The organism is Roseovarius halotolerans (genome assembly GCF_900172255.1).
Classification (GTDB): Bacteria; Pseudomonadota; Alphaproteobacteria; order Rhodobacterales; family Rhodobacteraceae; genus Roseovarius; species Roseovarius halotolerans.
The window spans coordinates 642,241-663,286 of the sequence record NZ_FWFU01000002.1; the positions used below are offsets into that span (position 1 = coordinate 642,241).

General features: G+C 64.5%; 20 protein-coding genes. 14 read left to right on the forward strand and 6 right to left on the reverse strand.

All coding sequences use genetic code 11. The features are described 5' to 3' along the window. The first annotated feature begins 31 nt into the window (after positions 1 to 31). The 10 genes from ROH8110_RS10145 to hslU all read left to right on the forward strand — a co-directional run bounded on the left by ROH8110_RS10145 (position 32) and on the right by hslU (position 13,575). Positions 32 to 1,552, forward strand: a complete 1,521-nt coding sequence (locus tag ROH8110_RS10145) for a PAS-domain containing protein (RefSeq protein ID WP_170156478.1) — start codon at positions 32 to 34, stop codon at positions 1,550 to 1,552. A gap of 40 nt (positions 1,553 to 1,592) precedes the next feature. Continuing rightward, complete coding sequence (gene tsaE, locus ROH8110_RS10150; RefSeq protein WP_085817622.1) at positions 1,593 to 2,069, forward strand: tRNA (adenosine(37)-N6)-threonylcarbamoyltransferase complex ATPase subunit type 1 TsaE; 477 nt, start codon at positions 1,593 to 1,595, stop codon at positions 2,067 to 2,069. After that, positions 2,062 to 3,087: an aminoglycoside phosphotransferase family protein gene (locus ROH8110_RS10155; protein ID WP_085817623.1), complete on the forward strand. Its 1,026-nt coding sequence runs from the start codon at positions 2,062 to 2,064 to the stop codon at positions 3,085 to 3,087. Before tsaE ends, ROH8110_RS10155 begins: the two co-directional genes overlap by 8 nt. After that, positions 3,063 to 3,755 carry a nucleotidyltransferase family protein gene (locus ROH8110_RS10160; RefSeq protein ID WP_085817624.1) on the forward strand — a complete coding sequence of 231 codons (693 nt, stop codon included), beginning with the start codon at positions 3,063 to 3,065 and terminating at the stop codon, positions 3,753 to 3,755. Before ROH8110_RS10155 ends, ROH8110_RS10160 begins: the two co-directional genes overlap by 25 nt. Continuing rightward, on the forward strand, positions 3,748 to 6,684 hold the full coding sequence (gene addB / locus ROH8110_RS10165; RefSeq protein WP_085817625.1) for a double-strand break repair protein AddB: 2,937 nt from the start codon (positions 3,748 to 3,750) through the stop codon (positions 6,682 to 6,684). The genes ROH8110_RS10160 and addB overlap by 8 nt, the downstream gene beginning before the upstream one ends. Then, complete coding sequence (gene addA, locus ROH8110_RS10170) at positions 6,684 to 10,049, forward strand: double-strand break repair helicase AddA (RefSeq protein ID WP_370738114.1); 3,366 nt, start codon at positions 6,684 to 6,686, stop codon at positions 10,047 to 10,049. The genes addB and addA overlap by 1 nt, the downstream gene beginning before the upstream one ends. 58 nt (positions 10,050 to 10,107) lie before the next feature. Next, entirely contained in the window at positions 10,108 to 10,428 is a 321-nt protein-coding gene (gene trxA, locus ROH8110_RS10175; RefSeq protein ID WP_085817626.1) for a thioredoxin, read from the forward strand. A gap of 79 nt (positions 10,429 to 10,507) precedes the next feature. Continuing rightward, on the forward strand, positions 10,508 to 11,656 hold the full coding sequence (locus ROH8110_RS10180) for an amidohydrolase (protein WP_085817627.1): 1,149 nt from the start codon (positions 10,508 to 10,510) through the stop codon (positions 11,654 to 11,656). A gap of 60 nt (positions 11,657 to 11,716) precedes the next feature. Beyond that, the gene (gene hslV, locus ROH8110_RS10185; protein WP_085817628.1) at positions 11,717 to 12,271 is read left to right on the forward strand and encodes an ATP-dependent protease subunit HslV; all 555 of its coding nucleotides are present in this window, start codon (positions 11,717 to 11,719) and stop codon (positions 12,269 to 12,271) included. Further along, positions 12,268 to 13,575 (forward strand): ATP-dependent protease ATPase subunit HslU, encoded by a 1,308-nt coding sequence (gene hslU, locus ROH8110_RS10190; protein ID WP_085817629.1) that lies wholly within the window; start codon positions 12,268 to 12,270, stop codon positions 13,573 to 13,575. The genes hslV and hslU overlap by 4 nt, the downstream gene beginning before the upstream one ends. Positions 13,576 to 14,083: 508 nt before the next feature. On the opposite strand, the gene ROH8110_RS10195 is transcribed toward hslU, so the two are convergent. From ROH8110_RS10195 to ROH8110_RS10205, 3 genes are read right to left on the reverse strand one after another with little or no spacing between them, the layout of a single operon-like run. Then, positions 14,084 to 14,596, reverse strand: coding sequence for a toll/interleukin-1 receptor domain-containing protein (locus tag ROH8110_RS10195; RefSeq protein WP_085817630.1), 513 nt, complete (start codon positions 14,594 to 14,596; stop codon positions 14,084 to 14,086). A 2-nt stretch (positions 14,597 to 14,598) separates the two neighbouring features. Beyond that, complete coding sequence (locus ROH8110_RS10200; protein ID WP_085817631.1) at positions 14,599 to 15,237, reverse strand: TIR domain-containing protein; 639 nt, start codon at positions 15,235 to 15,237, stop codon at positions 14,599 to 14,601. Continuing rightward, positions 15,238 to 15,705, reverse strand: coding sequence for a hypothetical protein (locus tag ROH8110_RS10205; protein WP_139837404.1), 468 nt, complete (start codon positions 15,703 to 15,705; stop codon positions 15,238 to 15,240). A 374-nt stretch (positions 15,706 to 16,079) separates the two neighbouring features. On the opposite strand from ROH8110_RS10205, the gene ROH8110_RS10210 reads away from it, so the two are divergent. Genes ROH8110_RS10210 through ROH8110_RS10220 form a run of 3 tightly spaced genes read left to right on the forward strand, consistent with a single transcriptional unit; the run spans position 16,080 to position 18,143 of the window. After that, the gene (locus tag ROH8110_RS10210; RefSeq protein ID WP_085817633.1) at positions 16,080 to 16,769 is read left to right on the forward strand and encodes a phosphatidylserine decarboxylase; all 690 of its coding nucleotides are present in this window, start codon (positions 16,080 to 16,082) and stop codon (positions 16,767 to 16,769) included. Continuing rightward, positions 16,766 to 17,518 carry a CDP-diacylglycerol--serine O-phosphatidyltransferase gene (gene pssA, locus ROH8110_RS10215; protein ID WP_085817634.1) on the forward strand — a complete coding sequence of 251 codons (753 nt, stop codon included), beginning with the start codon at positions 16,766 to 16,768 and terminating at the stop codon, positions 17,516 to 17,518. Before ROH8110_RS10210 ends, pssA begins: the two co-directional genes overlap by 4 nt. Before the next feature lie 4 nt (positions 17,519 to 17,522). After that, on the forward strand, positions 17,523 to 18,143 hold the full coding sequence (locus tag ROH8110_RS10220) for a class I SAM-dependent methyltransferase (protein WP_085817635.1): 621 nt from the start codon (positions 17,523 to 17,525) through the stop codon (positions 18,141 to 18,143). Positions 18,144 to 18,146: 3 nt separating this feature from the next. On the opposite strand, the gene ROH8110_RS10225 is transcribed toward ROH8110_RS10220, so the two are convergent. Genes ROH8110_RS10225 through ROH8110_RS10235 form a run of 3 tightly spaced genes read right to left on the reverse strand, consistent with a single transcriptional unit; the run spans position 18,147 to position 20,436 of the window. Beyond that, positions 18,147 to 18,743 carry a Smr/MutS family protein gene (locus ROH8110_RS10225; protein WP_085817636.1) on the reverse strand — a complete coding sequence of 199 codons (597 nt, stop codon included), beginning with the start codon at positions 18,741 to 18,743 and terminating at the stop codon, positions 18,147 to 18,149. Continuing rightward, positions 18,740 to 19,777 (reverse strand): murein transglycosylase A, encoded by a 1,038-nt coding sequence (gene mltA / locus ROH8110_RS10230; protein ID WP_085817637.1) that lies wholly within the window; start codon positions 19,775 to 19,777, stop codon positions 18,740 to 18,742. Before mltA ends, ROH8110_RS10225 begins: the two co-directional genes overlap by 4 nt. Further along, the gene (locus ROH8110_RS10235; RefSeq protein WP_085817638.1) at positions 19,774 to 20,436 is read right to left on the reverse strand and encodes a Tim44/TimA family putative adaptor protein; all 663 of its coding nucleotides are present in this window, start codon (positions 20,434 to 20,436) and stop codon (positions 19,774 to 19,776) included. The genes mltA and ROH8110_RS10235 overlap by 4 nt, the downstream gene beginning before the upstream one ends. A gap of 107 nt (positions 20,437 to 20,543) precedes the next feature. On the opposite strand from ROH8110_RS10235, the gene ROH8110_RS10240 reads away from it, so the two are divergent. Continuing rightward, complete coding sequence (locus ROH8110_RS10240) at positions 20,544 to 21,044, forward strand: FxsA family protein (protein ID WP_085817639.1); 501 nt, start codon at positions 20,544 to 20,546, stop codon at positions 21,042 to 21,044. Positions 21,045 to 21,046 lie beyond the last annotated feature (2 nt).

A 21,046-nucleotide genomic window follows, 5' to 3' on the forward strand; every position in this document is an offset into this window, starting at 1 on the left:
GCCTGTCGACAGGATACCGGAAAGGATTGTCATGACGATTCCCGCTTACGGGTGGCTGCTGCTGCCCCTGCTGTCGGGTGCGATCGCCTTTGGGGTGGTCTGGCTGATTGGTCGCCTTGCGCCCGCGCACCCCCCGGTGACAGCGCCCGCCGCCAACGACGAGGGCACCGCCCGCTTCCTGTTCCGCGATGGCGAGCTTTCGGATCACGATCAGACGGAACGCCATCTGCCGCCGGGGATGACGGACTGGACGGCGCTCCGCGCATGGCTCGCCTTCCGGTTTCCCGCGCTTCCCGAAGCCCCCGATGAAATCCCCGCAGGCGAATGCATGAACGTCGTCTCGGTCCTGCCTGACGATGCCGCAACGCTTTGCCTGCAACGGATCGGCGATGCCTGTCACATCACCCTTCATGATCCCGCGCCCGGCAACGTCGCTGAAAACCATGACCGCCGCCGCCTCGGCACGCGCCTTGGCAACTGGGACAGTGCATTGCGCAACGCACCTTTCGGTCTCTGCATCAGCGACGGTGCCGGGCAGACCCGCTGGGACAACACTTTTTTCGCCACCCTGCCCGCCGCCACACGCGCCCGTCTTCTGCCCGATGCCGAAAGGGTCGTGCAGCACGGCGCCACCCTGACCGAACGCATATCGGTAGAGGGCGAAGGCAGCGCGGCGCCCCGCTGGTTTGAAATCGGCTCGGCGCGCATCGGAGCGGACCTGTTCCACCATGTCACCGATATCTCCAAGGTGGTTCAGGCCGAAACCGTGCGGCGTGAATTCGTCCAGACCCTCACCAAGACCTTTGCCAATCTCACCACCGGGCTGGCCGTATTCGATCGCCATCACCGGTTGGCCCTGTTCAATCCCGCTCTGGTGGACCTCACCGGGCTCAGCGCGGAATTTCTCAGCGCACAGCCCGACCTCATCAGCGTCTTCGACAATCTCCGCGACCGGCAGGTGATGCCCGAACCCAGGAACTACGCCAACTGGCGCAGCCAGATCGGCAAGATGGTCGCCACCGCCTCGGGCGGTTTGTTCCAGGATACCTGGACCCTGCCCTCGGGGCTGACCTTCCGGGTTACGGGTCGCCCGCATCCCGACGGCGCCATCGCCTTCCTGTTCGAGGATATCTCCGACGAGGTCTCTCTGACGCGCCGCTTTCGTGCACAGCTCGACCTGCGTCAGGCGGTGCTCGAGAACCTGAACGAGGCCGTCGCGGTGATCTCGTCCAACAACCTTCTGCTTCTGTGCAACGCGCGCTGTTCGGCGCTGCTCGGGGTCGATCCCGATGACAGCCTCGCCGAAATCAACACTGCCCGCTTCCTTGCGATCTGTGCCGATGTGCTGCCGCAGGAAGGGTTCTGGTCCGAGGCGGAAAAGCGGCTCCATGCACATGCCCTTTCAACGGCGATGGAAACCACCATCCGCCACGGCGCAGGGCCCGAGACACTCTGTCGTCTGGTCCCCTTGCCCGGCGGCGCGGCCATGCTGACGCTGGCGGCGCAACCCATTGGCTTTTCCCTTGCACAGCGTCGAAAGGCGGCAGGCTGATGCCGCTTGCAGGCACGCGCGGTGCGTGTAGTGTCGCCCCATGTCAGACAGGGTCGCGACACTGCATATCGCCAATCCGGAACGGACTTGCGCCATCGCGCAGGCGCTCGCGCCGCGGCTTCGGCCCGGCGATGTCATCCTGTTGTCGGGTCAGATCGGCGCGGGCAAATCGCATTTCGCCCGCTGCCTGATCCTCGCCTCGCTCGATCTTCCCGAGGACGTGCCCTCGCCCACCTACACGCTTGTCCAAAGCTATCCGGGCCGCCAGGGCGAGATTTGGCACGCCGATCTCTACCGTCTCGGTGACATTTCCGAGATCGAGGAGCTGGGCCTGATCCAGGCCTTTTCAGACGCCATCTGTCTTGTGGAATGGCCCGCGCGGCTGGGCGACCTGGCGCCGCCCGGCGCGTTGCATCTCTCGCTTGAGACGCCAGCGCGGGATGATACACGCGTAATGCACCTCACATGGAGCGATCCATCATGGGACGAAAAGCTCAAGGACATAGCCGATGACTGAGCGCGACGCGCTGATCCGCGCCTTCATCGACAAGAGCGACTGGGCAGGCGCGCGCGTCGCGCCACTGGCCGGGGATGCCTCGAACCGGCGCTACCTGCGCCTGCGCGATCCCGCCAGCGGCGAAACCGCGGTGCTGATGGACGCACCCCCCGAACGTGGCGAGAATGTCCGCCCCTTCGTCGAGATCGGGCGCTATCTTGGCAAGATCGGCCTCAGCGCCCCGCGCGTCCTTGCGGCCGACATGGAGGCGGGGCTGCTCCTGCTCGAAGACCTTGGCGATGACCTTTTCGCCAATGTGATCCCCCGCGATCCGTCGCTGGAAAACAGTCTCTATTGCGCTGCAACTGACCTCCTTGGCACGTTGCACGACCATCCCCCACCGCCCGGCCTTGCGCCCTATTCCCCCGCGCTGATGGCCGATCTCGCGATGCTGGCCTTCGACTGGTATCACGCCGCGCTGGCCGATCCCGCGCCCGATACCCGCGCCAGCGCAGAGGCCGCGATGCGCGCGGCGCTCCAGGCCCATGCCAGCGACGCCGATGTCCTGATTCAGCGCGACTATCACGCCCAGAACCTCCTCTGGCTGCCTGATCGCGCGGGCGATGCGCGCGTCGGGCTGCTGGATTTCCAGGACGCCATGCTGGGTCACCGCGCCTATGACCTCGTCTCCCTACTTCAGGACGCGCGCCGCGACGTGTCCCGCCCGGTCGAAGATACCATGCTGACCCGCTATATCGACCGCACCGGCATGGACAGCGCTGCATTCCGCACCGCCTATCGCGTGCTCGGCGCACAGCGGAACCTGCGTATCATCGGCGTCTTCGCCCGCCTTTGCATCCGCGACGGCAAGCCCCATTATGTCGACCTGATCCCGCGCGTCTGGGACCACCTTCAGCGCGACCTTGCCGATCCCGTCCTCGACCCCCTCGCGCGCATTCTCGAACACAGCCTGCCCCGCCCGACCCCTGCCAATCTCGCAAAGGTGAAAGCGCAATGCCCGACCGCCCCCGCTCGGTAATGCTGTTTGCGGCCGGGTTCGGCACGCGGATGGGCGCCCTGACAGCCGAGCGCCCCAAACCCATGATCGAGGTCGCGGGCAGGCCACTGATCGACCACGCGCTTTCGCTGGTTCGCGCGCACCGCCCCGAGCGCATCGTCGCCAATGTCCATTACCGCCCCGATCCCCTGATCCGCCACCTGGAGGGCAGCGAGGTCATCATCTCGCATGAAACCCCCGACATCCTCGAAACCGGCGGCGGGCTGCGCGCCGCCTTGCCGCATCTGGGCGAGGGGCCGGTCTTTACCATGAATACCGATGCGGTCTGGTCCGGTCCGAACCCGCTCGACCTGCTTTTCGACCTCTGGCAGCCCGCGCGCATGGACGCGCTTCTGCTCTGCGTGCCGCGCCAGAACGCCATCGGGCATAGCGGTCAGGGCGATTTCATCGTGCGCGGCGACGCCCCCGCGCGCCGCGGGCCGGGGCAGATCTATACCGGGCTCCAGATCCTCAGAACCGACCTCCTGCATGACATTCAGAACCGCGCATTCTCGCTCAATGTGCTGTGGGACAGGATGCTGACCCGCAACCGCCTCTTTGCCGCCAGCTATCCCGGCAGATGGTGCGATGTGGGCCGCCCCGAGGGTATCGCGCTGGCCGAAGAGATGCTTGGATACCGCAATGTTTGAGCCCTGCGATCACCCTCGCGTCTTCGGCGTGCCCCTTGGTGTCGATTTCCCCCGCGCGCTGGTCGACGGGCTGACCGCGCGCCACGGGCATCTACCGCCGGAATCGCTGGCGCGGGTGCGCATCATCGTCAACACCCGCCGCATGGCGCGCCGCATCCGCACCCTGTTTGACCAGGGGCCAGCCCGCCTTCTGCCGCGCGTCGATCTGCTGACCGACCTTGGCGAGCATTGGGACATGGCCCATATCCCCGACCCGGTGCCGCGCCTGCGTCGTCGGCTGGAATTGACACAGCTTGTATCGACCCTGCTTGATCGCCAGCCCGATATCGCGCCGCGCTCCTCGCTCTACGCTCTGGCCGACAGCCTTGCCGCGCTGATGGACGAAATGCATGGCGAAGGCGTCTCGCCCGGCGCGATCGACCAGCTCGATATCACTGACCAATCCGGCCACTGGGAGCGGATCACGGCGTTCCTGGGCATTGTCAGACACTATTTCGAGACAGGCACTGACCGCCCCGATACCGAAACCCGGCAGCGGCTGGTGATCGAGCACCTCGTGCAGTCATGGCACGAAACACCGCCCGATCACCCCGTGATCGTCGCCGGGTCCACCGGCTCGCGCGGGGCGACCCGGCTGTTGATGGAGGCCGTCTCGCGGCTTCCGCAGGGGGCAGTGATCCTTCCGGGGTTCGATTTCGACATGCCCCCGGATGTCTGGGGCGCGATGAACAATGCCATGCTCCACGAGGATCACCCGCAATACCGCTTTGCCGATCTGATGCAAAAGCTCGATCTTTCCCCGGATCAGATCGCACGCTGGAGCCATGACGCCCCGGCCAACAGCGCGCGCAACCGGCTCCTGTCGCTGGCCCTGCGCCCCGCGCCCGTCACCGACCAATGGCTGACGGACGGTCCCGCCCTCAGCGATCTTGACCGCGCCACCGATGACATCACCCTGCTCGAGGCCCCCTCGACCCGCGCCGAGGCGCTGAGCATCGCGATGCGCCTGCGCCAGGCCGCCGAAGATGGCAGGGCGGCGGCCCTCATCACCCCCGACCGCACCCTTTCGCGGCAGGTCACGGCCGCGCTGGACCGTTGGGGCATACTGCCCGATGACAGCGCCGGGATGCCGCTTCACCTCTCGCCACCGGGGCGCTTTCTGCGCCATGTGGCCGACCTCCTGCGTGAACCGCTTACCGCCGAATTGCTGCTGACACTGCTCAAGCACCCGTTGGCCAATAGCGGCCCCGCCCGCGGCCCCCATCTGCGTCTGACGCGCGAACTCGAACTGCACCTGCGCCGGCATGGCCCGCCCTATCCCGAGGGCGCTCAACTGATTGCATGGGCCAGCGCGCTCGATGACGATGACGCGCTCGCCTGGGCGCATTGGATCAGTGACTGTTTCTGCGCAAAAACGCTTTCCGGGGACATGCCGCTCACCGATTTCGTGGCACTGCACCTCGATCTGGCCACGCGCATCGCCCAAGGCCCCAGCGCCGATTCCGCGCATCAACTCTGGCAAGAGGACGCGGGCGAAGAGGCGTGGAAGGCTGTCTCCGCGCTTAGCGAAAATGCCGAACATGGCGGGCAGATCGGCGCGACCGACTATTGCAGCCTCTTTCACAGCATCCTCACCACCCATGATGTGCGCCGCCCCGATACGCCTCACGCGCAGATCCTGATCTGGGGCACGCTCGAAGCTCGCGTCCAGGGCGCGGATCTCCTGATCCTCGCCGGGCTCAACGAGGGCAGCTGGCCCGAAGCGCCCAAACCGGACCCGTGGCTGAACCGCGCGCTGCGCCATCGCGCCGGGCTCCTGCTGCCCGAACGGCGCATCGGCCTTTCGGCGCATGATTTCCAGCAGGCCGCCAGCGCGCCCGAAGTCTGGCTGACACGCTCGATCCGTTCGGACGATGCCGAAACGGTGCCCTCGCGCTGGCTCAACCGGATCAAGAACCTTCTCGCCGGCCTGCCCGAACAGGGCGGCAAGGCCGCGCTCGATGCCATGATCGCACGCGGACAACACTGGCTTGCACTGGCAGAAGCGCTCGAAGAACCCGGCCAGACCGCACCCGAAATGCGGCCCGCGCCCGCGCCGCCCGTCACCGCGCGCCCCCGCTCTCTCTCCGTTACCGAGATCAAGCGCCTGATCCGCGACCCTTACGCGATCTACGCGCGCCATGTTCTGCGCCTGCGCCCGCTTGATCCGCTGATGAAGCTGCCCGATGCACTGTTGCGCGGCACCGTCCTGCACGAGATCCTCGAAGCTTTCATTAAGGACACGCTTGGCGATCCCTCGCTGTGCACCCGCGCCGCCCTCATGGCAAAAACAGAGACTGTTCTTGCCCAGAATGTCCCTTGGGCCGAGGCCCGCGTGATCTGGTATGCGCGCATGGAACGCGTCGCCGACTGGTTCATCGAGACCGAGCTTGCCCGCCGTCAGATCGCCACGCCTGCCGAACTCGAGGCGCGCGGCAAGGCCTGGCTCTCCGATCCGGACTTCACCCTCAGGACCACAGCCGACCGGGTCGATATCGACGCATCCGGCGCGCTGCATATCTACGATTACAAGACCGGCGCGCCGCCCACCAAGGACCAGCAGCTTCATTTCGACCGCCAGCTTCTTCTGGAAGCCGCCATTGCCGAACGTGCCGGTTTCGAGGGGATTGCGCCCGCGCCCGTCGCCCGCGCCACCTTCATCGGGCTTGGCAGCGGCGGCAAGCTGGTGGATGCGCCGTTGTCCGAGGCTCCGCCCGACGCGGTCTGGCAGGAATTCCAGGCCCTGATCCGCGCCTATATGGAACCCGACCGCGGCTATCCCTCGCGCCGCGCGATGCACATGAAAAGCGACCGGGGCGACTATGACCAGCTCGCCCGCTTCGGCGAATGGGACATCACCGACCCACCCGAGACGCAAGGAGTCGGCTGATGGCGCGCAACGAGGCCACCCAGCGCCAGATCGACGCGGCGCATCCCGGCCGCTCCACATGGCTCTCGGCCAATGCCGGGTCTGGCAAGACCCGCGTGCTGACCGACCGCGTCGCGCGGCTCCTGCTCGACAAGGTCGATCCACAGCACATCCTCTGCCTGACCTACACCAAGGCCGCCGCCAGCGAGATGCAGAACCGCCTGTTCCGCCGCCTCGGCGAATGGGCGATGCTGCCCGACGCGGCCCTGACCCGGCAGCTTGACGAACTGGGCTATGCGGGCACCATCGACGGTGCCGCCCTGCGCGATGCTCGCCGCCTCTTCGCCTGCGCCATCGAAACGCCGGGCGGGCTCAAGATCCAGACGATCCACTCCTTCTGCGCCGGGCTGTTGCGCCGCTTCCCGCTCGAGGCTGGCGTCAGCCCCCAGTTCACCGAAATGGAGGACCGCACCGCCAGCTTGCTGCGCGCCGAGATCGTCGACCAGATCGCCACCGGCCCCGATGCGCCCGCCCTGCGCGCCATCGCCCGCCATCATGGCGGCGAGACCCTGGACGATCTGACATCCGAGATCGTCCGCCAGCGCAGCCTGTTCGACAGCCCCCCGAACGATGCGCAGATCGCTGCCATCTTCAACCAGCCCGCCACCCTTTCGGCGGAAACGATCGCCTCCGGCGTCTTTCTCGGCGGTGAACGCGCGCTGCTTGACCGGCTCATTCCCGCCCTTCTGGCCAGCGGCACGAACGATTCCAAGGCAGGCGCGAAGCTGCAGGCACTCGGCGCGCTCGACCTCTCGGCGCTGCCCGTGCTTGAAAACGTCTTTCTGACCGGTCCGGGCGCAAAACAGCCGTTTTCCGCCAAAACAGGGTCTTTCCCCACCAAAGCCTGCCGCGAACAGCTTGCCCCGTTCCTCGATGAACTCGACAACTTCATGGCCCGCGTCGAATCCGCCCGCGACGCCCGCCTTGCGCTTGCCGCGATGGACAAGGCCCGCGCGCTCAACGGTTTCGCCGCGATCTTCCTGCCCGCCTATGAGCGGGCCAAGGCGCTGCGCGGCCTGCTCGATTTCGACGACCTCATCCTGCGCGCCCGCCAGCTTCTGACCGATCCCGCCGTCGCCGCCTGGGTTCTCTTCCGCCTCGATGGCGGGATCGACCACATCCTCGTGGACGAGGCCCAGGATACCAGCCCGGCCCAATGGCAGGTGATCGAACGCCTCGCGCAGGAATTCACCAGCGGCGAGGGCGCGCGCCCCGATGTCACCCGCACGATCTTTGTCGTCGGCGACAAGAAGCAGTCGATCTATTCCTTCCAGGGCGCCGATCCCCGCGAATTCGACCGCATGAAAGCCGATTTCGCCGCCCGCCTTCAGGCCACCGGGCAGCCGCTTCAGGACATGGAGATGGAATACTCCTTCCGCTCCTCGCGTGCCATTCTGGACCTGGTGGATCACTGCTTTGCGGGCAGCCGCGAAAGCGGTTTTACGCCGGAACAGGGTCACAAGGCGTTCAAATCAGACCTGCCCGGCCGGGTCGACCTCTGGCCGCTGATCGAAAAGCCCGACCGTGATGACGATCCCGATTGGCACGACCCCGTCGATGTGAAGGCCCCCAACGATCCCGCCACGCTGCTGGCACGGCAGGTGGCGCGCGCGATCCGGCGCATGGTGGACGAGAAACAGCCCATCCCCGGCGAAGACGGCACGATGCGCCCGCTGCGCCCCGGAGACGTGATGATCCTGGTGCAGCGCCGCGCCGACCTGTTCCACGAGATCATCCGCGAGTGCAAGGCGCAGGGCCTGCCCATCGCCGGGGCCGACCGGCTCAAGGTCGGCGCGGAACTGGCGGTCAAGGACCTGGCCGCGCTGCTGTCCTTCCTCTCGACCCCCGAAGACAGCCTGTCGCTGGCCACCGCGCTGCGCTCGCCGCTGTTCGGCTGGTCCGAGGCCGATCTTTACCGCCTCGCCCACGGCCGCAGCCAGAAATACCTCTGGGCCGAGCTGCGCGGACAGGTCGATACCCATCCCGAAACGCTCGCCATTCTGAACGACCTGCGCAGCAAGGCCGAGTTCCTGCGCCCCTATGACCTGATCGAGCGCATCCTCACCCGCCATGACGGGCGCCGCAAACTGCTCGCGCGCCTTGGCCCCGAGGCCGAAGATGGCATCGACGCGCTGCTGACACAGGCGATGGCCTATGAACAACGCGCGGTGGACAGCCTCACAGGCTTCCTCGTCTGGATGGAAACCGACGATCTGGAGATCAAGCGCCAGATGGACAGCGCCGGGGATCGCGTGCGCGTCATGACGGTGCATGGCGCCAAGGGGCTTGAATCGCCTCTGGTGATCCTGCCCGACACCGGCAAGCGCGATATCCGCATCCGCAACCAGATCGCCGTCGCCGATGGCACCGCCCTCTGGCGCACCCCCGCCGGGGACTCGCCCCGCGTCATCAGCGACGCGAACGACACCGCCCGCGAGGCCGAGCGCGCCGAGCGCGAGCGCCTGCTTTACGTCGCCATGACCCGTGCCGAGAAATGGCTGATCGTCGCCGCAGCGGGTGATCTGGGGTCATCAGGCGATGCCTGGTATGACAAGGTGCGCACCGGGCTTCAGGCCGCAGGCGCGCAGCCATACGATTTCGACGGCGGGGCGGGGCTTCGGCTGGAACACGGTGACTGGGGTGAAACAGGCTCTGATATTGCGCCACCTTCGCAGAATCCGGGCGTCCTCCTGCCCGCCCATTTCCGCCAGCCCGCGCCACGGCTCACGCCCGAGGCCGAAACGCTCAGCCCCTCCCAGCTTGGCGGGGCCAAGGCGCTGCCCGGCGATGCGGGCCTTGACGAAGACGCCGCCACGCGCCGGGGCCGCCAGATCCACCGCTTGCTTGAATATCTCCCCGAAGCCCCGCAAGCCGACTGGCCCGACATGGCCGCGCGGCTCCTCGCCTCCGGTCCCGACGCCGCCGATGGCGACACCCTGGCCGATCTGCTGGCCGAGGCAGAGACCGTTCTGAACACGCCCGAACTGCAACCGCTCTTTTCGCCGCTGGCCCTGGCCGAGGTGCCCGTGACCGCCACTCTGGCGGCGCTGAAAGGCCGGCGCATTCATGGCACGATCGACCGGCTGATCGTCTCGCCCGATCATGTGCTTGCAGTCGATTTCAAGACCAACGCCACCGTCCCGGCGACGCCAGAGGCCACGCCGGACGCGCTGTTGCGGCAGATGGGCGCCTATGCCCATGCCCTTGGCGAAATCTACCCGGATCGCCGGATTGAAACCGCTTTGCTCTGGACCCGCACCGCCACGCTGATGCGCCTTCCGCACGATCTCGTGACGCGCACCCTCTGCGACACCCTCATCGCTTGACGCGTCTCGCGCGCCTACCTAGGTTCATGCCAAGCACACCCCTTCAGGAGAATAGATCATGGGCACCGTTGCCGTAACCGACGAAACATTCGACGCCGAAGTAAAGAATTCCGATATCCCCGTCGTGGTGGATTTCTGGGCCGAATGGTGCGGCCCCTGCAAACAGATCGGACCGGCCCTCGAAGAGCTGGCCTCCGAAATGAACGGCAAGATCAAGATCGCCAAGGTCGATGTCGACAGCAACCCGAACGCTGCCGCCGCCATGGGCGTGCGCGGCATTCCGGCGCTGTTCATCTTCAAGGATGGCGAAGTCGTCTCCAACCGCGCAGGCGCCGCCCCCAAGGCCGCGCTGCAAAGCTGGATCGAAGACAGCATCTGATCGCTTCGGGCGTGTTGATCCCAAAGGGCCGCCATCGCGCGGCCCTTTTCTTTTGCCCGAAACTGCGGAACATGGGCGCATGACGCTGACCAATTCCGATATCGCCGAACTCACGGCCTTTCGCCGCGATCTGCACCGCCACCCCGAACTCTCGGGCGAGGAATCCGAAACCGCGCGCCGGGTTCTTGCCGCGCTTGTGCCGCTCGCACCGGACAGGGTTCTTTCCGGCCTTGGCGGCCACGGGGTCGCCACCGTGTTCGAGGGCACCGCACCGGGGCCGACCGTTCTCTTTCGCGCCGAGCTCGATGCGCTCCCGATCGAGGAGCGTTCCGATGCGCCGCACCGCTCGCAGGTGCCGGGCAAGGGTCACCTGTGCGGCCATGACGGGCACAGCGCGATCCTGATGGGGCTGGCGCGGCTCTTGTCTCGTCGCCGCCCGGCGCGCGGGCGCGTGGTGCTGATGTTCCAACCGGCCGAGGAAACCGGGGCCGGGGCCGCCGCCGTGATCGCCGATTCCGGATTCGATACTGTTTCACCCGATTTCGCGTTTTCGCTGCATAACATGCCGGGCCTGCCGCTGGGCCATGTCGGGCTGATCCCCGGCCCGGTCAATTGCGCCTCGCGCGGGCTGTCGATGCGCTTCACCGGCAAATCCGCCCATGCTTCCGAACCCGAAAACGGCACCTCACCGATGGGCGCGCTGTCTGACCTCATGCCCGCGCTAACCGCCCTCAGTCAGGGCAGCACGCAGGATGCCGATTTCACCCTCGTCACCGTGACCCATGCCGCGATGGGCGCGCCAGCATTCGGCATCGCGCCAGGCGAGGCGACGCTATACGCCACGCTGCGCACCCTCACCGATGACCGCATGTCGGCGCTCTGCGAGACCGCTCTCGCCCTCATGCAGGACGCCGCCACGCGCCACGGGCTGGGCGTGGAGCACGATTTCCACGATGTCTTCTTCCATTGCGAAAACCACCCCGAGGCCACCTCGCTGCTTTTTGCCGCGCTCGATGCCCTGGGCATCCCGCATGACGCATCCGGCCTGCCGATGCGCGCCTCCGAGGATTTCGGCCGCTTCGGCCACGGCGCCCGATCGTCGATGCTGTTCCTCGGCGCCGGCCGCGCCCATGCGGCTCTGCATAACCCCGATTACGACTTTCCCGATGATCTGATCCCCATCGGCACGCGCATCTTTTCCCAGGTCGCCCGCGATCTTCTGGGCTGACGCGCCCCTTGCACCCCGATCCCCGCCCTTCCATATAGGCGGGAACCGAATGGAGGCCCCATGAGCAACGAATTCCCCGGCTGGCACGGCACCACCATCGTCGGCGTCAGGAAAGGCGGCAAGGTTGTGATCGCCGGAGACGGCCAGGTCAGCCTTGGCAACACAGTCATCAAGGGCAGCGCCCGCAAGGTGCGCCGCCTTTCGCCCGGCGGCTATGACGTGGTCGCCGGTTTCGCAGGCTCCACCGCCGATGCCTTCTCGCTTCTCGAGCGGCTCGAATCCAAGCTCGAAGCGACCCCCGGCCAGCTTCAGCGCGCCTGCGTCGAACTCGCCAAGGACTGGCGCACCGACAAGTATCTCCAGAAACTCGAGGCCATGCTGATCGTCACCGATGGCGACCAGCTTTACGTCATCACCGGCGCGGGCGACGTTCTGGAACCCGAACATGACTGCACCGCCATCGGCTCGGGGGGCAACTACGCCCTCGCCGCCGCGCGCGCCATGATGGACAGCGACCGAACCGCCGAACAGATCGCCCGCGAGTCCATGGCCATCGCCGCCGATATCTGCGTCTTCACCAACGGCAACCTGACCGTAGAAAGCATCTCCAAATGACCGACCTGACCCCGCGCGAGATCGTCTCCGAACTCGACCGTTTCATCATCGGCCAGAAAGAGGCCAAGCGCGCCACCGCCGTCGCCCTGCGCAACCGCTGGCGGCGCAAGCAGCTTTCGGACGACCTGCGCGATGAGGTCTACCCCAAGAACATCCTGATGATCGGCCCCACCGGCGTCGGCAAGACCGAGATCTCCCGCCGCCTCGCCAAACTCGCCCGCGCGCCTTTCATCAAGGTCGAGGCCACCAAGTTCACCGAAGTGGGCTATGTCGGCCGCGATGTCGAACAGATCATCCGCGACCTCGTGGATTCCGCCATCGCCCAGACCCGCGACTTCATGCGCGAGGACGTGAAATCGACCGCCCACGCCAATGCCGAGGAACGCGTCATCGCCGCCATCGCCGGCGAGGATGCCCGCGAGGCCACCCGCGAGATGTTCCGCAAGAAACTGCGCGACGGGCTGCTCGATGACACCGTGATCGAACTCGATATCGCCGACAGCTCGAATCCGATGGGCATGATGGACATTCCCGGCCAGCCCGGCGGCCAGATGGGGATGATGAATCTCGGCGATCTCTTCGGCAAGGCCTTCGGCGGGCGCACCGTGCGCAAGAAGATGACCGTCGCCGAAAGCTATCAGGCGCTGATCGGCGAAGAGGCCGACAAGCTCCTCGATGACGAGGCCGTCGCCAAGGCCGCGCTCGAATCCGTCGAACAGAACGGCATCGTCTTCCTCGATGAGATCGACAAGGTCTGCGCCAAGTCCGAAACCCGTGGCGGCGATGTCTCGCGCGAGGGGGTGCAGCGTGACCTCCTGCCGCTGATCGAGGGCACCACCGTGTCCACCAAGCACGGCCCGGTCAAGACCGACCATATCCTGTTCATCGCCTCGGGCGCCTTCCATATCGCCAAGCCCTCGGACCTTCTGCCCGAATTGCAGGGCCGCCTGCCCATCCGCGTCGAACTGCGCGCGCTCACCGAAGAGGATTTCGTGCGTATCCTGACCGAGACGGACAACGCCCTGACCCGTCAGTATACCGCCCTCATGGGCACCGAGAACGTGACCGTCACCTTTACCGAGGACGGCATCGCCGCGCTCGCCCGCATCGCCGCCGAGGTGAACCAGTCGGTCGAGAATATCGGCGCCCGCCGCCTCTATACCGTGATGGAACGGGTGTTCGAGGAGCTGAGCTTCACCGCCCCCGACCGCACCGGCGACAGCGTGACGGTCGATGCCGGTTTCGTCGATGACAACCTGGGCGAGCTGATGAGATCCGCCGACCTCTCGCGCTACGTGCTTTAGGGGGTCCGGGGCGCTCTGAACGGGCGCCCCTCAAAGCCGCGCATCTCCGGGCCGCGGTGCGGCGATCCAACACCAGCGGATCACACTTTATCCCGGCCAAATCCGAAAGACCCCGAAACGGCGCACCCAGCACCAACCGCACCCAAGCCGCGCATCACCGGGCCGCGGCGCGGCGACCCAACGCCAGCGCATTGCACTTTATCCCGGCCAAACCCGAGAGACCCCGGAACGGAGCGCCCAGCACCAACCGCACCCAAGCCGCGCATCTCCGGGCCGCGGCGCGGCGATCCGACACCAGCGGATCACACTTTATCCCGGCCAAATCCGAAGAACCCCGGAATGGAGCGCCCACCTCACCCAATCGCCGTGCCGGGGGGCGGCCCGGCGATGCGCGGCGGCCTGACGGCCGCTGTTTCGCGCCGGGGGAGAAGGGGGCGACCTGCACCCCTCTAAGTCCGCGTTTCTAAGTAAGCGCTGTTCAGGGTTTGCGAGCGGTTAGCTGGAAGGTTTAGCGCCGAATGTTCTCTAGCGACATGCCACTTTTGTTTGGAAAGAAAAGGCCATAGCCCCCGCTCTGGGAGACTTTCACATACCTATACAGGTCCAAGTATTCTTTCCCATGATTATGGCCAGCGCTGTCGCAGGTCGGAACAATCACGATCTTGTCGATATCCTTTACACCGTCCGCGTATCCAATCTCCCACGGACACCATCGGCTCGAAGCCGAGTTGGCCGTTGCTAGGTAAAGGAACCAATCAAAGCGAGTGATCTTATCCTTGATCCTCTTTGCCGTTTCGCGATTGGGATTTGAAGGCAACGACGTGTCTTCCCAGTCGATGTAAACGAGCCAGCGCTTGGATTGAAGAAAACCCTGAAGGCTTTTTGCCAACACCGAATCCTTGTGGCTATGAGAGAGAAAAGCTGTTTGCTTTCCTGCCCGCCAAGCCTCCTCAACAATACGCTCTGACTTCCGAACATCATAGCTGCCAGAATATGCGAGGATAGAAGACTGCTTGATCATATCTACCTCCCGACATCTGCCGCAGCTTGCCGCACCCAGAACGAAAAATTGGCGCCCCCGTTCTGCGTCTTGTAGCAGTACAACCCGGCATAGCGAGACAGCCTAATCACGGTCGTATCGTGCGGCTTGATCCATGTGGCAGGAAGATCCACCGCCTGAGTATAGTCTTCATACCTCACCCATTTCCCGCCCTTAATCTCCGCTAGGCGTATCGCGCCAGCAGAGTTGTAGACGCCCAGGTAATCGAGTGGATTAGGCCCCTCCTGGGATACATATCCCTGCTGATTTCCCATGAGATTAATTTTTACGGCCAACAGCCCGTTTCCTTTGACGACTGACCTGGCAAGCTCGTAGCGAACCCATCGGCGCTCATACGTTGCCGCGCCAACGAGAACACAAGTCACGGAAGTGTTTTTGATCCGCTCGCGGATAAGACTTTTGAGAGATTCCGGTCCTGTTCGCCGAGAGCGCTCCCAGATACTGCCATCAAAGAAGCCCTCCGACTCGCGCGTGTTCTCGTGGTTGTATCGCCATGAATTGCGAACCTGGTTCACCTTCCAAATGTCGTTCTGGTAATGGAAGGAAAAGAAAACTCGACGTTTGTTTATCTGAGCAGGCATTGCGCCAAAAATACTTGCCATTTAAACCCCACAAAAAATCAAAGCCGCGACAGTGCCTAAAGAAAGAAATATTGCTACATAAAACCAGCTTACCGACCACGACAAAGCTAGCCGCAAGACTGACGCCGTATCCTTCATGAAGGGAGTTGCTTCGAGGCTATAAGCTTCAACCTCTTCGCCTTTTCGCACGTGATCATAGAGGTCACGATAGGCACGCTCGAAGCGCAAATACTGGGCATCCATGAGCCAGAAAATTACCATAGGCACGATTGCAGCAACTGCATAGTAAGGAGAAGGTGTTTCAACGGTCGCCATGACAGCAACTGCCGCGCTCCCGAAAGTCGCGGCAAGAGCTTTGAGGGTAAACGAATTTGCCCCCATTCTTGAGATAACCCCTTGCAGCATTGTCAGATGCGCAATCCGCATACTCTCATCTTGGCTTTGATTACCCCCCATCCAAATTGCCTCGTTTTCCAAATCCCAGTTCAATTTCAAAGTGTACCCGACTTAACGACACCCCTTCAAGCAGAAGTATCCAGCGAATTTCGGTAGTTATGGCATCTGCCTTTGCTCAAAACAGATTTGATCTCGCCTAAGCATTGAATGGCCCACCCCGTACAAAACCCACCCCCCTTCCGTACAGACTCCCACCGCGCGCTGTGTTAACCCGGCCCCATTCGGTGCGCGGCACCGACGGGATACCGACGTGATGCATATGCGATACCGAAGGGGGTTTTGGTATATTAACCAATGGGTTGAGGGGTGATTCCCTCCCCGCGATGCCCGCCCCGCCGGGAGGCTCTATGCAAGGCGCGGATTTTGGCGTATCTCCCCGTGATCGCAATCCAGCCAGGGCCGTTGCCATGAACATGATGTCCACCTTCATCAAGCCGATGCATCCCGAGGGGCATAAATTCGTCGCCATTTTCGCGGCGATCACCCTTGTTTTGTTCCTGATCTGGGATGTCCTGGGCTGGGCGGGCGTCGGCCTGACCGTCTGGTGCTACTACTTCTTCCGCGACCCCGAGCGCGTCACCCCTGACCGCCCCGGCCTGATCGTCAGCCCGGCGGATGGCATCGTCTCCCTGATCGAACCCGCCATTCCCCCGGCCGAACTCGGCCTCCCCGACGAACCCCTGACCCGCGTCAGCGTCTTCATGTCCGTCTTCAACTGCCACATCAACCGCGCCCCCACCGCCGGCGAGGTCACCGCCATCGCCTATCGCCCCGGCAAATTCTTCAACGCCTCGCTCGACAAGGCCAGCGCCGATAACGAGCGCAACAGCCTGCTGATCCGCATGGAGGATGGGCGCGATCTTGCCGTAGTGCAGATCGCCGGGCTGGTCGCTCGACGGATTGTGTGTTTCGTCAAGGGCGGGGATCGTGTAGGTACAGGCGAGAGGTTCGGCCTGATCCGCTTCGGATCGCGGCTCGATGTCTACCTTCCCGACGGGGTCAGCCCCCTTGTCCGGGTCGGCCAGACCATGATCGCTGGCGAGACCATACTCGCCGAAACCGGCGCCATCGCGCCCCAAAAGACCACGGAGCAATGACGCAACTGCCTGGAAAGTCCATCACTGATCTGACGCTGGTCAGACTGCTGCCCAACATGATGACGCTGGGCGCGATCTGTGCCGGAATGACCGCGATCCGCTTTGCTATGCTGGATAACTACACCACCGCAGTATCGCTGATCCTGCTGGCCGCGATCCTTGACGGCCTGGATGGCCGTGTGGCGCGCATGGTGGGCTGTGACAGCCAGTTCGGGCTCGAGCTCGACTCGCTGGGGGATTTCCTCAATTTCGGCGTCGCACCGGCAGTCATCGTCTATTTCTGGAGCCTTCAGGACATGGGTGCCTTCGGCTGGAGCACCGCGCTGGCCTTCGCTATCTGCTGCGTGCTGCGCCTGGCACGGTTCAACGTGATGGCCCGCAATCCCGACGCGCCCGGTCCCTGCACGCATTTCACCGGCGTCCCCGCACCTGCCGGGGCATTCCTGGCGATGGCGCCGATGTTCCTCGCCTTCGCCTTTGTCGACCGCCCGGCGCTGCCGCCGCTGCTGGTCTGCTTCTATCTCCTGGGTGTCGGCCTGCTGATGGTCAGCCGCGTGCCGACGCCCTCTCTCAAGGGTCTGAGGATACCACAGGAAAGCCGCTTGGCCGTCGCCTTCGGCGGGCTCTTGCTTCTGCTCGCGCTCATTGCATTCGAGTGGGTCACGCTTCTGGCCATGAGCACCGTTTACCTGATGATGGTGCTTCGTTCCTTCCTGACCGAATGGCGCAAATCTTCCGAACTCGAGTGACTTGATGGACCCCAAAGCGATTGAATCCTCCTACGCCCGCTGGGCGCCCATCTACGACGCCACCTTCGGCGCTGTCACCAGCATCGGTCGCCGCCGTGCGGTCGCCGCGGTAAACGCGCATCCCGGCCGGGTGCTTGAAGTGGGCGTCGGCACCGGCCTTGCGCTGCCGCTCTATGACGCGGATTGCGACGTCACCGGCATCGATTTCAGCGAGGATATGCTCGCCAAGGCCCGCCGCCGGGTCGAGGAACGCGGGCTCGACCATGTCAAGGCACTGCGCCAGATGGATGCCCGCGCGCTGGATTTCCCCGATAACAGCTTCGATACGATCGTGGCCATGCATGTTCTGTCGGTCGTTCCCGAACCTGAAAAGGTCATGGCCGAGATCGCCCGCGTCTGCGCGCCGGGCGGGCGCGTGATCATCACCAACCATTTCGTGCGCAAACGCGGCGTGCTGGCGTTCCTCGAACGCATCACCGCGCCCTTCGCCAATGTGCTCGGCTGGCATTCGGATTTCAGGATCGAAACCGTCCTGCGTGACGATCTTTCGGTGGCGCAGCAATCCTCGCTGCCGCCGGTGGGAATGATGACCTTTCTCATGATGGAAAAGCCACGCCTGTCCTGACGCTCAGCGCTGACGACGCAGATAGACGTAATAGGCGCCGGAACCCCCGTGGCTGACATGCGCCTCGGTCACCTGAAGGACAACCTGCGCCAGCGGCGGCGATGATAGCCATTGCGGCACGTTGTGGCGAAGGATGCCGCGCCGCACCGGCATCGGGCCGGTATCGTCACCTCTCTTGCCCTTGCCGGTGATCACCAGAACCAGCCGCTTGCCCCCTGCGTGGGCGCGCAGGATGAAGCCCATCAAGGCGGGATGCGCGCGATCAAGGGTCATGCCATGCAGGTCGATGCGTGCCTCGGGCACCATCTTGCCGCGCTTCAGCTTGCCATGCGCCTTCTTGTCCATCCTCACAGGCTGACCGGCGAGGCGTTCGGGAAGGCCCGGTTGCAGGTCATGCCCCGGCATGCGCCGCGCTGCCTTGTCGCCGATCCTGAATCCTTCGATCTTGGTCCTGGCGGGCGCTTCCTCCTTGCGCCCGGATATCTGGGGGCCTGGCAGAGGCGCTTCGCTGCGGGTGCGCTCGGGGTTCAGGCGCTCGGTGGTCTTGGCGACCTTGCGCCAGAGCTCCAGTTCCTCGGGCTTCAGCCGCCGTCGTGTCACCGCAACGACTCCGACAGCATCGCAAAGGCGCGCTGAATCGGCATCAATACCAGCATCCGGCCCGGATCGCGCAACTTGCCTGCTGCGCGGCCCGCGTCATCGCCGGTGCCGAAAAAGATGTCGGCGCGCTGCGGTCCCTTGATCGCCGAGCCGGTATCCTGCGCCACCATCAGGCGACGCATCGGGTCCGCGCCGTCCTTCTCAATCCAGACAGGCGCGCCCAGCGGCACAAAGGCCGGATCGACGGCAATCGTACGCCCCGGCGTCACGGATCGGTTCATCGCGCCCAGCGGGCCAGCCGCCGCCGGTATCTTGTCGACGATGCGAAAGAACACGTAGGACGGGTTGTGAAACAGCAGTTCGCGTCCGGCTTCGGGGTTGCGTCGCACCCAGTTCTTGATCACCTCGGCGGATACCTGGTGCACCTTGTAGATCCCACGCCGCACCATCTCGACCCCGACCGAACGGTATTCATGCCCGTTCTTGCCGCCATAGCCGACCCGGACCACCCTTCCGTCAGGCAGGCGGATCCGCCCCGAGCCCTGGATCTGGAGAAAGAACAGCTCGACGGGATCATCGACCCAGGCAATCTCAAGCCCCCGACCCTGCATCGCGTCGCCGGTCTCGATCTCACGGCGGCTCAGCCAGGGGCTTGATCGGCGCGCTTCGGGCGGCTGGCGATAGACAGGATGACGAAACCGCTCCGAAGGGCTGAGCGCCCCGTCCAGTTCCGGCTCGAAATAACCGGTGAACAGCGCCTTCTGGCCGTTCTCGATTAGGACAGGGCGAAAGAACAGCTCGAAAAACGCCTTGGCGTCAGGCTTCTGCCCGGCCAGCGCACACAGGGCGCTCCAATCCGGATCGACCATATCAGGACAGGTTTCAAGAAACACCGCCAGCGCGCTGGCATGGTCATCCTGCTCCCAGCCGTCGAGATCACCGAATTCCACGATGCTATGGGTGCCCTCATCCGCCCAGAGGCTGCCTGCGACAGACAGCCAGACGGACAGGACAACCCAAAGCGTCCGGGTCATTCGCCCGTGGCAACAAGCCGCCAATTCGGATCATCCGATCCCATCACGCGCTCGAAGGTCCAGATGTCCTTCTGGCGTTTGGGCTGGCGCGGGTCGCCCTCGACAACTTCGCCGTTGCTGTCCCGCACGACAGACGTCATCTCGGCGACGAAACGCACGGTAATCGCGGCACGGAAATCATCCTGTCCGAACGTCGCTTCGGTCAGCTTGGTCTCGCGCATTCCAAGGAACTCCGCCTCGACGCTCAGCCCCTGTTCCTCGCGCGCGTCGAGAACCTGGGCAAAAGCCTCGTAGACGTCTTCGTCAAGAAACGGCGCAACATCGTCCAGCTTGCCGCGCTCGAAGGCGAGCAGGATCATCTCGTAGGCGCCGCGCGCACCTTGCAGGAATTCGGTGACATTGAACGCCGGTTCGACCCGCTTCATTTCGGCCAGCGCCTTGGCGCTGTCAGAATCCTCGGCGACGTTGTCGATGATGTCGTAATCAGGTCCGCCGTCGATCACCTCGAAGGAGTCGCGACGTTGTGGCGCACCCGGCGCCTGCTGGCTGCGCGGCGGCCCCTCGAACCCGTCTCGGGTGCCAAGAACGCTTTTCAATCGCAGGATCAAGAAAATCGCGATTCCGGCAAGCACCAGAAGCTGAAGGATAGGGGAATTCATTGGCACCTCGTGTCCTGCGGCATGGCATCATGCACATCTCGCACTTATGTAGGTGACAGGCGCGCCCAAGTCCACCTTGCAAGCGCGAGTGAGAAGGGAGTTTCACCATGTGGCTGTTCCTGGCCTTTCTATCGATCCCGCTGATCGAGATCGCCCTGTTCATCCAGGTCGGCGGTGCGATCGGTCTGTGGCCGACACTCGGGATCGTTGTCCTGACCGCCATTCTCGGCACCTTTCTGGTGCGCACCCAGGGCCTGATGGCAATGGGCAACCTGCGGCGATCCTTTTCCGAGCTCGACGACCCGACCGAGCCGCTGGCGCATGGCGCGATGATCCTGGTCGCCGGGGCGCTTCTTCTGACGCCCGGATTCTTTACCGATGCGATCGGTTTCGCGCTGCTGATGCCGCCGGTGCGCCGCGCGGCCTTCGATCACCTGCGCAGGCGCGTCCATGTGCAGCGCTTTGAAATGGGTCCCGACGGCCCACGCAACCCCAAAGGCCCGCGCCGCCCCCGCGACCCCGGCGTGATCGAGGGCGACTACCACGAGGTCGACCCGGCAAATTCGCCGAAAGGCCCCGGCACATCGGGCTGGACCACAAGGCATTGAGG

Bases quoted from the DNA above. Each gene is read 5' to 3' on its own strand.
- ROH8110_RS10145 (WP_170156478.1), top strand. From the start codon at position 32: ATGACGATTCCCGCTTACGGGTGGCTGCTGCTGCCCCTGCTGTCGGGT.
- mltA (WP_085817637.1), bottom strand. From the start codon at position 19,777: ATGACCCGGACGCTTTGGGTTGTCCTGTCCGTCTGGCTGTCTGTCGCA.
- ROH8110_RS10180 (WP_085817627.1), top strand. From the start codon at position 10,508: ATGACGCTGACCAATTCCGATATCGCCGAACTCACGGCCTTTCGCCGC.
- pssA (WP_085817634.1), top strand. From the start codon at position 16,766: ATGACGCAACTGCCTGGAAAGTCCATCACTGATCTGACGCTGGTCAGA.
- hslU (WP_085817629.1), top strand. From the start codon at position 12,268: ATGACCGACCTGACCCCGCGCGAGATCGTCTCCGAACTCGACCGTTTC.
- ROH8110_RS10195 (WP_085817630.1), bottom strand. From the start codon at position 14,596: ATGATCAAGCAGTCTTCTATCCTCGCATATTCTGGCAGCTATGATGTT.
- hslV (WP_085817628.1), top strand. From the start codon at position 11,717: ATGAGCAACGAATTCCCCGGCTGGCACGGCACCACCATCGTCGGCGTC.
- ROH8110_RS10200 (WP_085817631.1), bottom strand. From the start codon at position 15,237: ATGGCAAGTATTTTTGGCGCAATGCCTGCTCAGATAAACAAACGTCGA.
- ROH8110_RS10235 (WP_085817638.1), bottom strand. From the start codon at position 20,436: ATGAATTCCCCTATCCTTCAGCTTCTGGTGCTTGCCGGAATCGCGATT.
- tsaE (WP_085817622.1), top strand. From the start codon at position 1,593: ATGTCAGACAGGGTCGCGACACTGCATATCGCCAATCCGGAACGGACT.
- addB (WP_085817625.1), top strand. From the start codon at position 3,748: ATGTTTGAGCCCTGCGATCACCCTCGCGTCTTCGGCGTGCCCCTTGGT.
- ROH8110_RS10210 (WP_085817633.1), top strand. From the start codon at position 16,080: ATGAACATGATGTCCACCTTCATCAAGCCGATGCATCCCGAGGGGCAT.
- trxA (WP_085817626.1), top strand. From the start codon at position 10,108: ATGGGCACCGTTGCCGTAACCGACGAAACATTCGACGCCGAAGTAAAG.
- ROH8110_RS10155 (WP_085817623.1), top strand. From the start codon at position 2,062: ATGACTGAGCGCGACGCGCTGATCCGCGCCTTCATCGACAAGAGCGAC.
- ROH8110_RS10220 (WP_085817635.1), top strand. From the start codon at position 17,523: ATGGACCCCAAAGCGATTGAATCCTCCTACGCCCGCTGGGCGCCCATC.
- ROH8110_RS10160 (WP_085817624.1), top strand. From the start codon at position 3,063: ATGCCCGACCGCCCCCGCTCGGTAATGCTGTTTGCGGCCGGGTTCGGC.
- ROH8110_RS10240 (WP_085817639.1), top strand. From the start codon at position 20,544: ATGTGGCTGTTCCTGGCCTTTCTATCGATCCCGCTGATCGAGATCGCC.
- addA (WP_370738114.1), top strand. From the start codon at position 6,684: ATGGCGCGCAACGAGGCCACCCAGCGCCAGATCGACGCGGCGCATCCC.